At 65.4% G+C, this 10,198-nt stretch carries 12 protein-coding genes; 6 read left to right on the top strand and 6 right to left on the bottom strand.

The features are described from left to right. Positions 1–377, bottom strand: a 377-nt coding sequence (locus RM423_RS26090) for a DUF6278 family protein (protein WP_396327842.1), incomplete at its 3' end; no start/stop codon positions are given. A gap of 53 nt (positions 378–430) precedes the next feature. Beyond that, on the bottom strand, positions 431–1,453 hold the full coding sequence (locus tag RM423_RS23335) for a quinone oxidoreductase family protein (RefSeq protein WP_311425444.1): 1,023 nt from the start codon (positions 1,451–1,453) through the stop codon (positions 431–433). An 86-nt stretch (positions 1,454–1,539) separates the two neighbouring features. On the opposite strand from RM423_RS23335, the gene RM423_RS23330 reads away from it, so the two are divergent. Beyond that, positions 1,540–1,866 carry an ArsR/SmtB family transcription factor gene (locus RM423_RS23330; RefSeq protein WP_311425443.1) on the top strand — a complete coding sequence of 109 codons (327 nt, stop codon included), beginning with the start codon at positions 1,540–1,542 and terminating at the stop codon, positions 1,864–1,866. 51 nt (positions 1,867–1,917) lie between these two features. On the opposite strand, the gene RM423_RS23325 is transcribed toward RM423_RS23330, so the two are convergent. Continuing rightward, a complete protein-coding gene (locus RM423_RS23325; protein WP_311425442.1) occupies positions 1,918–2,229 on the bottom strand; it encodes an ArsR/SmtB family transcription factor in 312 nt (103 codons plus the stop codon). A gap of 80 nt (positions 2,230–2,309) precedes the next feature. Here RM423_RS23325 and RM423_RS23320 point away from each other — a divergent pair, with 80 nt between their 5' ends. After that, positions 2,310–3,359, top strand: coding sequence for an SDR family oxidoreductase (locus RM423_RS23320; protein WP_311425441.1), 1,050 nt, complete (start codon positions 2,310–2,312; stop codon positions 3,357–3,359). A gap of 233 nt (positions 3,360–3,592) precedes the next feature. On the opposite strand, the gene RM423_RS23315 is transcribed toward RM423_RS23320, so the two are convergent. After that, positions 3,593–4,456 (bottom strand): helix-turn-helix transcriptional regulator, encoded by an 864-nt coding sequence (locus RM423_RS23315; RefSeq protein ID WP_311425440.1) that lies wholly within the window; start codon positions 4,454–4,456, stop codon positions 3,593–3,595. Positions 4,457–4,592: 136 nt separating this feature from the next. Between RM423_RS23315 and RM423_RS23310 the strand changes: the two genes are divergently transcribed. Beyond that, on the top strand, positions 4,593–5,372 hold the full coding sequence (locus tag RM423_RS23310) for an NAD(P)H-dependent oxidoreductase (protein WP_311425439.1): 780 nt from the start codon (positions 4,593–4,595) through the stop codon (positions 5,370–5,372). A gap of 137 nt (positions 5,373–5,509) precedes the next feature. Here RM423_RS23310 and RM423_RS23305 read toward each other — a convergent pair whose 3' ends face one another. Further along, complete coding sequence (locus tag RM423_RS23305; protein ID WP_311425438.1) at positions 5,510–6,244, bottom strand: TetR/AcrR family transcriptional regulator; 735 nt, start codon at positions 6,242–6,244, stop codon at positions 5,510–5,512. An 87-nt stretch (positions 6,245–6,331) separates the two neighbouring features. Here RM423_RS23305 and RM423_RS23300 point away from each other — a divergent pair, with 87 nt between their 5' ends. Next, entirely contained in the window at positions 6,332–7,195 is an 864-nt protein-coding gene (locus RM423_RS23300) for an NmrA family NAD(P)-binding protein (protein WP_311425437.1), read from the top strand. 162 nt (positions 7,196–7,357) lie between these two features. Here RM423_RS23300 and RM423_RS23295 read toward each other — a convergent pair whose 3' ends face one another. Beyond that, positions 7,358–8,320 carry a hypothetical protein gene (locus RM423_RS23295; RefSeq protein ID WP_396327841.1) on the bottom strand — a complete coding sequence of 321 codons (963 nt, stop codon included), beginning with the start codon at positions 8,318–8,320 and terminating at the stop codon, positions 7,358–7,360. A 280-nt stretch (positions 8,321–8,600) separates the two neighbouring features. On the opposite strand from RM423_RS23295, the gene RM423_RS23290 reads away from it, so the two are divergent. Both RM423_RS23290 and RM423_RS23285 read left to right on the top strand, forming a co-directional pair. Continuing rightward, a complete protein-coding gene (locus RM423_RS23290; RefSeq protein ID WP_311425445.1) occupies positions 8,601–9,197 on the top strand; it encodes a recombinase family protein in 597 nt (198 codons plus the stop codon). 267 nt (positions 9,198–9,464) lie between these two features. Next, a complete protein-coding gene (locus RM423_RS23285; protein WP_311425435.1) occupies positions 9,465–9,725 on the top strand; it encodes a hypothetical protein in 261 nt (86 codons plus the stop codon). Positions 9,726–10,198 lie beyond the last annotated feature (473 nt).

Genomic DNA, 10,198 nt, shown 5'->3' with positions numbered 1-10,198 from the left:
CAGCCGACTGCTCCGAGTCCTTCTTCTTCGCCACGCCATCCAGTGTCGCCGTCATCAGACGCCAACCCTTCTCGCCGAGCTCCCGCTCGACGTGTCAGGCCGGAAACACCGCTTTCAGGACAGTCCCGAAAGAACCAAAATCCCGCATCACGATCGCTCACCGGGGCAGCAGCGTAAATGGACATTAGCGAGCCCTCATGAGACGTCAGTCGACGGTGAACCTGGTCGGTCAGGTCGAGATCGTTTGCGGAAGGAAGACGCACGACAGGGTGGCAGTTGGGCCACACATGCCACGCTGCGCCGGGTACGCACTTGACGATCACGGTGCCGAGGTAAAGCCAACCTCGTTGCCCAGCCGCGGGCCAATGCCGGTTCAGCGCTCCAGGCGTCCAGTCGTCGGTCCAGTGCCGTCAGGCTTTCGGGGGGCCGCTCACAAGGCCAAGCGTGGGTCGCACGTGCTGGATCGATCGTTGACATGCACGACGTATTTTCCGGTGCCTACGCGGTTCGCGAGCAGGTCGTGTATCGCTCCCACGTCTGTGAGTGACTCGATGACCGTGACGGGCAGGTGTACCTGCCGCTGGACCAGCATGTCCAGTCCGGCGACGAGGGCATCGGTGACGCGGTCCGGATTGGTTCGGGCCAGAGCGGTGATGCTGAACCCGAGGAGGCCGACGTTGCTGCCGAGCAGGCGACTGAAAGGCGGAAGGGCTGCCGGTGCGGTACCGCCTGCGTTACCGAACAGGATGATCCTGGCGCCGGGGGCCGCGATGGCGAGGTCGAGCTCAAGTGATGTGGTGCCGGTCGGGTCCAGGATGACGTCGAACCCTCCGCCGGCTGCTCGGCGGGCCGCATCTTCGATGGCGTCATCGTGGTGAAGGACGTGATCCCATCCAGCGGCGGTGGCTGCGTCGATGCTGGACGATCGGCTCACCGAGCCGACTCGCACCCCGACCCCGAGTGTCTGCGCGACCTGGGGGACGACGGAGCCCACACCACCGCTGACTTTGTGCATGAACAGGCGCTCACCGGCCCGGAGCTGGGCGACGTCACGCAGCAGGAGCACTGCGGTGGCGAGCATGAGGGGTGCGGCGGCAGCCGCCGACAGGTCCAGGCTGTCGGGTACGGGGGCGACCAGTTTGCTGTCGGCTACGGCAACCTCGGCAAACCCGCCGCCGCTGAGCTTCGCCGCGACTCGGTCTCCGACCTGAATGTTGCAGACTCCGGGGCCGGCTGCCCGCACGGTGCCCGCTACCTCCAGGCCGGGCACCAATGGCCACCCGAGCGGAGCATAGCCGGGGTCGCCTCGGCGGGTCATGACGTCCATGAAGTTGATCCCGGCGTAGGCCACGTTGATGCTGACCTGACCCGGTCCGGGCGTCGGCGTTTGCGTGCGGACGACGTGCGTGGTGCTCGAGTCGGGGGCAGGTGAATCCATCTGAAGGGCTCGCATCGGACTCCTTATTCGACGTTCGTAGTACATCGAATGATGACAGTAGAGTGAGGCTGTCGACATCGTCAACCAAGGAGCACGGGCCTATGCCACGACCAAGCCGGTCCGCGCCGCTCGTTCACCCTGAGCGCGACCAGATCGATCTGTTGGACGTGCTGCATGCGTTGTCCGACTCGACCAGGATGACGATCGTGCAGACCCTGGCCGCGAACCCCGAACAGGCCTGCGGAACATTTCCGGTGCAAGTGGCCCCCTCGACCCTGACCCACCACTTCCGGGTACTGCGGGAAGCCGGCGTCATCCGCCAGCGGGAGGAAGGAAACCGTCGCTGGTCATCTTTGCGCACCGACGACTTGAACGACCGTTATCCAGGTTTGCTCGACCGCATTCTGCAGGCCAGCACCGCACCCTGACCGATGTCCAGCGTCATTCGTCCCGCCATGGCCGGCTGGCCATATTAGCGATCAGATGTCGATGCTCAACGATTCACCCAACGCAGCGATGATCTCTTCGTTGCGGCGGTAGTGCGACCACTGCCCTACGCGGGTGCAGGTCACCAGTTGCGCACGTTGCAGCACTGCCATGAACTGCGACGCGGTCGACTGGGAGACCTTCGCCCGGGCCTGGATGTGTTTGAGGCAGACACCGACCTGCTCGGCAGGCTGATCTTGCGGCGGGAACGAAGCCGGCTCCTTGAGCCAACCGAGGATGGCCAACCGCGTGGGATGCCCCAGCGCTTTGAAGGCCCCCACCAGATCGTCCTCGTTCAGCGTCACCTTCACATCATATCGCTGGATCGCGTTTTGCCGATCCGTGTGGTTAGATCGGTAAAACACGATGAAACGATGGAGGCTAGATGAACCGCACAGCGTTGGTGGTCGGAGCACGTGGGGTGATCGGCGGGAATCTCGTCGATCACCTTGCTGCTACAGGTGAATGGAACATCGTCGGGCTCTCCCGCCGCGGCGGAGCCGACAGCGGACCGGTCCGGCACCTGTCGGTCGACCTGCTCGATTCGGACCAGACCGCGGACCGACTGGCCGGGTTGACCGGCGTCACCCACATCTTCTACGCCGCCTATCAGGACCTACCTTCCTGGGCGGAGCTGGTGCCGCCGAACCTGGCGATGCTGACAAACGTGGTGGACGCCGTGGAGCCTGTGGCGTCCAGGCTCGAGCACATCAGCCTGATGCAGGGCTACAAGGTGTACGGCGCGCATCTCGGACCGTTCGCCACCCCGGCGCGGGAGGACGATCCACCGCACATGCCGCCGGAGTTCAACGTGGATCAGCAGCAGTTCCTGCAGAGACGGCAAGCCGGCTCCGCCTGGACCTGGTCGGCGCTGCGTCCCTCCGTCGTCGCCGGTGTGGGCCTGGGCAACCCGATGAACCTGGCGATGGTGATCGCCGTCTACGCCAGCATCAGCAAACGGCTGGGCCTTCCGCTCCGGTTCCCCGGCCGGCCGGGGGCCTACCACAGCCTGATCGAGATGACCGACGCCGATCTCCTGTCCAAGGCGACCCTCTGGGCCGCAACGAATCCTGCGAGCGCCAATCAGGCCTACAACATCACCAACGGGGACATGTTCCGCTGGAGCAGCATGTGGCCCAGGATCGCGGCGTTCTTCGACCTACAAGTCGCGCCGCCGCTGCCGATGTCGCTCACCGAGGTGATGGCCGACAAGGCCGAACTGTGGGAAGAGATGGTGGCTGACCACCACCTTCGACCGACCAGCTACTCGGACGTCTCGTCCTGGCAGTTCGGTGACTTCGTGTTCGCCTGGGACTACGACGTCATCGCCGACGGATCCAAAGCCCGCCGCGCCGGATTTCACGAATACGTCGAGACCGGATCGATGTTCCTGCGGATCTTTCAAGACCTCCGCGACCAGCGCCTCATCCCATAGCCAGTGGCAAAGGCGAGCCCTGGGCCGAGCCGTCCGGGGCCGATCACCACTTCGGAATCGTTCAACCAGACGCCGAACACTCCTTCGACAGTGCCCTCTTGTGTACTTGGCGTCGGCGGCACCCTGATGCGCTCAGACGCTGATGCATCGACTCGCAGGAACGAACAGTTGTCGTAGTCACGGTAGGTACCCACACTCTGCTGGCTTATCCATTGAGCGCGGGGCCTGCCTGACTACCCAGGCCCGTGTTTGGCCGGCGTCTGACCGGTGTCCATGAGTTGGGTGTCACCGCTGTCGGTGTCCAGTGCGGTGAGCAGACGTATGCCGTCTTCGGCTGGGCTTCCGGGGGCCGCGGACAGCACCAGAAGTTCCAGACCTGACTCGCCGGGTAGCGTGAAATTTTCCTGGTGCAGTTCCAATAGCCCGACCAATGGGTGTCGGTAGGCCTTGCGACCGTGGGTGCGGGCGCGCACGTCAGCTCGGCCCCAGAGCCGGCGGAATCGAATGCTCCCCATCGACAACTCGCCGATGAGTGCGGCCAGGCGTGGGTCTTCGGGGTACTTACCGGCGGCCAGACGCAGGTGCCCGACGACGTCGAGGGTGCAGCTATCCCAGTCGGCGTAGAAACCACGCTCGGCATCCTCAAGAAACAGGTGTCGGGCGGTGTTCAGGCCAGGTATGGGATCGCCGAACAGCAGACCGGCGAGGCGATTCCCGGCCAATACGTCTAATCGGTGGTTCATGATCAGCGCGGGCGCATCAGCCATCAGGTCCAGGATGTGCAGCAACTCGGGCCGGATTCGCCCGGCTGGGACCTTTGCGCGACGTCGGCGCTGCCGGGCAAGCCGATAGAGGTGGCCGCGTTCAGTGTCGTCCAGGACCAGGACGCGGGCCAGTGCATCGAGGATTTGCTCGGAGGGCTGGGTGGCGCGGCCCTGTTCCAGGCGTACGTAGTAGTCGACGCTGACGCCGGAAAGGTACGCGACCTCCTCGCGGCGCAGCCCTTTCACGCGGCGGCGGCTGTCGGTCGGGATGTCGACGGTCGCCGGGTCGACACGGGAACGCCGGGTTGTCAGGAAGCCCGCTAAATCATCCACCTCTTGAGTATGGCCGCGAGACCGGCCGTGAGGGTGGTCCTGCCGTTACCAGGAAGTCCCGGCCCAGGAATCGGCGCCCCTGAATACCAACGATACGGGCGCTCAGAATCGAGTCATCCAACCTGAAGGAGATTTCATGAAGACGCTGATCGTCTACGCCCACCCGGAGCCGAAGTCGCTCAACAGCTCGTTGAAGGACCTTGCGGTGTCCACATTGGAGGCTGCTGGGCACGAGGTACGGGTGAGTGATCTCTACTCGATGCGCTGGAAGGCGGTGGTGGATGCGGCAGACTTCGGCCCCGACGCCTCAAGTCCGCTCAAGGTTGCCCGGGACTCGGGTCGGGCCTTCGACGCCGGGACGCTCACCCCCGATGTCCTGCGCGAGCAGGAGAAGCTGCTGTGGGCCGACACGATTATCTTCCAGTTCCCGCTGTGGTGGTACGGCATGCCGGCGATCCTCAAGGGGTGGGTGGACCGGGTGTTCACCTACCACTTTGCCTACGGGGTCGGCGAGCACAGCGACACCAAGTACGGCGAGCGTTTCGGTGAAGGGACCCTGGCGGGCAGGAAGGCTCTGCTGGCGGTGACCGCCGGCGGACCAGAGTCGCATTACGCTGCCCGCGGGATCAACGGTCCCATCGATGATCTGCTGTTTCCGATTCAACACGGCATCCTGTACTACCCGGGTATCGAGGTACTGCCGCCGTTCGTCCTCTACGGCACCGACCGGATGACCGATGGCGCCTATCCGGACGTCGCCAAGGCGTGGAAGGATCGTCTGGTCACCTTGGAAACGACCGAGCCCATCGCGTTCCGACCGCAGAACTTCGGTGACTACCAAATACCCTCACTGCACCTGAAGGAAGGACTGGAACCGGCCGGCCGCACTGGTTTCGGGCTCCACGTCCGCAGCTGACCAACCCTCAGCGGCCACGGTCTTGATCAACCCTTGTATCCAGGGGCAGAGCCCGTCTAGGTCACCGGATGCCGAAGGAGGACCGGACGCCCGGTAGCCGATCGGTGACCGGTCGCCGGTCGCCGGTCGCCGATTGGCTATCGGACGCCCGAAAGTGGTCGCAGGTGGCTGAGGGATCGGGTGATCCACTCCGCCATGAGGGTGCGCTCTGCGTCGGTCAGGGCGGGGAGGTCGGCCAGCACGGTCATGAATGTGACCGCGACTGTGCTGACGGTGGGGTCGGGTGTCGCAGGTGTCGTGGTCAGGAGGGCGGCGGCGACGGCGGCGAACATCGCGTCGGCCAGACCGGGATCACGCTCGTGCGCGGGGGCGCTGAGCAGGGTCAGGACCGTTCCGGCGCCGGCGGCGTGGATGACAGCGAGAGCGCGTTGTTCATCTACCCGCAGCAAGCCGGCAGCGGCGAGACGTTGCAGGCGGGCGCGGAGCACGGCGATACCGGCGATGGTGGCCGGCGATCGGGCGCTGCGGCCCGGGGTATTGAGCAGCATGTAGAGCTCGGCGTTCGCCAGCCCGAACTGGATGTGCGTGTCCCATGAGGTGCGCAGGTCGGCCAGCGGGTCGCTGCCGGGCCGCTGCGCGACGGCGGCTTTGTCGGCGGTGTGGTTGGCCATGACGTGCTCGGCCACGGCGTCGATCAAGCCGTCCTTGTCGCCGAAGAGTCGGTAGATCGTCGGTGCCTGGACGCCGGCGGCCTGCGCGACCGCGCGGGTGGTGACGGCGTGCGCTCCGTCCTCACCCAAAATGCGTGCGGCCGCCGCCACGATGTCAGACCGTGCGTCCTCGCGGCGCGTCTTCGCGTGCACCTGGGCCACGTTTCAACGATAACACCGAGACGCTACCGCTAGAAATACCCGTGGTACGGTCGAAGTCGTATCGTGGGAAACCAGAAGGGAGCAATCATGATCGTCGTCACCGGCGCCACCGGTCAGCTCGGGTCACAGATCGTTGAGAACCTGCTCACGCGGGTGTCGGCTGACACTGTCGGCGTGTCCGTGCGCGACACGGCCAAAGCGGCGTCGCTGGCTAAGCGTGGCGTACGCGTCCGCCGCGGGGACTTCACCGACCCTGCCGCACTGGAGTATGCGTTCGAAGGCGCCGATCAAGTCCTGGTGGTCTCGGCGGCTATCCGCGGCAGCAACGCAGTCACGGCTAACATCGCCGCGCTCGATGCCGCCCACGCGGCGGGCGCCAGGCGCATCCTGTACACCAGTCACCAGGCAGCGTCGAAGAGTTCGCTGTTCAGCCCGGCGGTCACCCACGCCGCCACCGAGGAACATTTGCAGCGGCTGGGCGTTCCCTTCACCGCGCTACGCCACGGCTTCTACGCCACCACCCTCGGTTACTACATCGGCGGAGCTGTGGAGACCGGACGTTTCGCCGTCCCCGAGGACGGCCCGGTGTCGTGGACCGCGCATGCCGACCTCGCCGAAGCCGCCGCCGCAGCGCTCACCGTCGATGGTCTGCTCGAAGGCGTCACCGCACCACTCACCGCCCCAGAGATGCTCACCTTCACTGACGTGGCCAGCATCCTCAGCGAGATGACCGGACGCACCATCGAATGCGTCATCGTCGCCGACCAGGAGTGGAAAGCAGCCGCGATCGAGCGTGGGATGCCCGCCCCGGCCGCCGATTTCAGCCTCGGCATGTTCCGCGCCGCTCGAGCCGGAGAGTTCGCAGTCGCCAGCCCCGTGCTAGGAACCGTCATCGACCACCAGCCCCGATCAGCCCGATCCGTCCTGCAGACAATCATCTCGAAACGCTGATAGGACACCGCTCGCCACACATCGTCTCCGAGGGCCGACCATGTCGTGGTCCTACTGCTCTCCCATTAGACGATCCTTCAGTGACAGGGTCATCCTGAACCGCCATATCGGGGTTCCAGGGGGACGTAGCGGCTCGGCGTAGATTCTTCTGACGTTGCGTGGCTATCGCTGGCAGTCGTACCAGTTGAGGACCCGTAGCGCCCGCAGCGTGTTCCACCGGCTCGGTCGTCCGTCGCCGTCCTCGAACTCGAACTGGGTCTGCCCTGGGTGGGTGTTCTCCAGAAGCCAGGTGCCGTCGACCTGGCGTTTGTCGCGGACAAGCTGCACCGCCTCGCCAACCCGCGGATCCGGGGCATCGGCGGTGCGGCGGAAGTAGTCCAGAGCGCGAAGAACGTCGTAGTGCCATCGCGGTGGCCACGAAAACTGCAGCCAGCGCTCAGCCGGCACCTCACCGGTGCTCCTGCGTCTGAACAGCTGCCGCTCCAACAGGTACTCCTCGCCACGCCGGCGGGCATCGCTCACCGAAACGTTGCCCGCGGACTCTTCGTATTCACTCAAGCCCTCCAGCACGCAGATCGTCGAATCGAACGAAGAAACAATGGCACCGCGCTCGGTCCAGCAGTTCCAGCCACCATCATCGAGCTGGTCGGCGAGCAGACCAGTCACCAGACTGCCAACGTCCGCCCCGAAATAGGCGCCGATCGAGAGGGTCCGGCCGTTGATGCACGCCTCGACCTCGCCATCGAAGAACGCCTGGCCATCATGCTCCCACCGGCAGTTCACGGTCACCAACCCGATTGTCTCGCGCGCTGCAGCGCTCGCCGGATCCAACCCGAGGTCGTGCAGCAGCATCAGCGTGGGCAGCGTCGAAGTCCAAGGCTGGCCGTCGGAGAAGTCCGGTTCGATACCGGCCTGCCAGTCATCGACGATGCGCCGCGGAAAGCACGCACCGCCGTCCCACTGCCCGTCGAGGTCACGCGCGGCGAGCAAGCGGGCTCCCCACCCCTGGGTCTCGACACGCGCACGCTCGGCTTCCACCTGATCGGGCGGCGCCTGCACGAGGTCGCGCAGCACCTGCCACCGAATCGCCGGGTCACCCTCAAGTAGCCAGTCCATGACCTCCATCGCCACGACGATACGTCTCCTCTCGCGCACGGGTCAGACCTCCAGCAGGCCGCGCGACCAGGGTCCCGGCCCTGTCCTAACGTCGCCAAAGATCGTGGCCCTCACACTCAGCTCAGTCAAGACGTTGTGTCATAAGCGGGACGGTCTACGGGACACGTTGAACGTCATCGCGCAGTCCGCCTGTCGCCGGCGTTTGCAGGGAGCGGCGATTCCCAGAAGACCCGCCCGCGATAATGCCCGGTGAAGCAGGCTCAACCGGTACAGTCGTTTGGTGGCCAGAATGCTCGTGGGGTATGCCCGCTGTTCGACCGACCAGCAAGATCTCACCGCCCAGCGTGACGCGCTGACCGCGCTTGGGGTGAAGCCGAACCGGATCTATGTGGACCACGGCCTCACTGGTACCAATCGAGCACGACCCGGCCTTCGGGAAGCGCTGGCCGCGTGCCGGTCCGGCGACACCTTGGTCGTGACGAAGCTGGACCGGCTCGCCCGCTCGCTGACTGATGCCCGCAACATCGTCGAGGAACTCACCGAGGCCGGCGTGAAACTCAACATCGGCGGGTCGCTGCACGACCCGACAGACCCGGTCGGGCGGCTGCTGTTCAACGTCCTCGGGATGATCGCAGAGTTTGAGTCGGACTTGATCAGGATGCGAACTCGGGAGGGCATGAAGGTCGCCAAGGCCAAGGGCCGGCTGCGCGGCAAGCAGCCCAAGCTCAAACCGGCGCAGGAGGCGCACCTGGTCGAGTTGTGGCGGGCCGGCAAGCACACCAGCGCCGAGCTGGCCGAGCTGTTCTCCGTCGCCCGCTCCACCGTCTACCGCGCCGTTCAACGCGCTGGCGAACCAGCCAGGTCGCCGGCACGGACACGCGGGTGAGCGCGCAGGCCTTCATCGATGAATCGGCCCGCGGCTCCAGCTATCACGTTTGTGTAGCGGTGGTAGCGAACGGCGACGTCGAGAGCCTGCGCCGCGTCGTACGTTCGTTCTGCCTGCCCGGCCAGCGGCGTTGGCACTTCGTCAACGAACGCGATAGCCGCCGAAAGCTAGATCATCGACGCGATCGTCCACAGCGGCCAGGTCTCAGCGTTGGCCTTCTACGGCACAGGGCGCGACAACGACCTCCGAGCCGAGAGCTTCCGACGAATGGTGCAACCGCTGCTCGATCGCGGCGTCACCCGCCTGATCATCGAGTCCAGGCAAGGACGCGACGATCTCGACCGTCAGGTGCTGATCGACCAGCTACGCCGCCACGGCACCGCCGGATTCGACTACGCCCACCTACCGCCCCACGCCGACCCGCTGCTGTGGATCGCAGACGCACTCGCCTGGTGCTCTTCCGCCGGCGGGTCCTGGCGGGATCGCATCGCCACCATCACGTCCGGGCAGGACGTCACCGGACGGTAGAAAGCGCGAAGCCCGGCCGCTCACCGTCCGGAGAGGAGCCGGGCTCACTTCCTGAAGCTCAACGCAACAGGCTGAGCACAGTGTACGTCACCCGAGATCTGTCGCGAGGATGTCAGAACTGAAAGGTCGTTCTCACCGCGACCGGCGGCTCCGGTGCTCCCATGTCGAGCATTGGGGCTGGTGACAGCACCGTTACCAGCACCCCGCATAGGAATCCAGATGGCGCCCGGCAGCCAGCGCACCAGACACCCAAGCGGGACCGTGGCCGCCGATTGACCTATCGTATGACTCGAGTTCACCACCGGGCACGACCAGCACTGGGGCAGCGCGGAGTTCATCGACAAGCTGGGGCCTTCGCCCCGAAAAGTGGACACGCGATTTGATTGTTATGCGGCCGGTCGTAGCGTAGCCGCGGTGGTGGTGTTCTCGTAGGTGATCGGGCTGCGGTAGCCGCAGGCGGAGTGCCGGCGGCG

The organism is Jatrophihabitans lederbergiae (genome assembly GCF_031845305.1).
Lineage (GTDB): Bacteria > Actinomycetota > Actinomycetes > Mycobacteriales > Jatrophihabitantaceae > Jatrophihabitans_A > Jatrophihabitans_A lederbergiae.
This window is presented reverse-complemented; position numbering and strand designations above follow the sequence as displayed.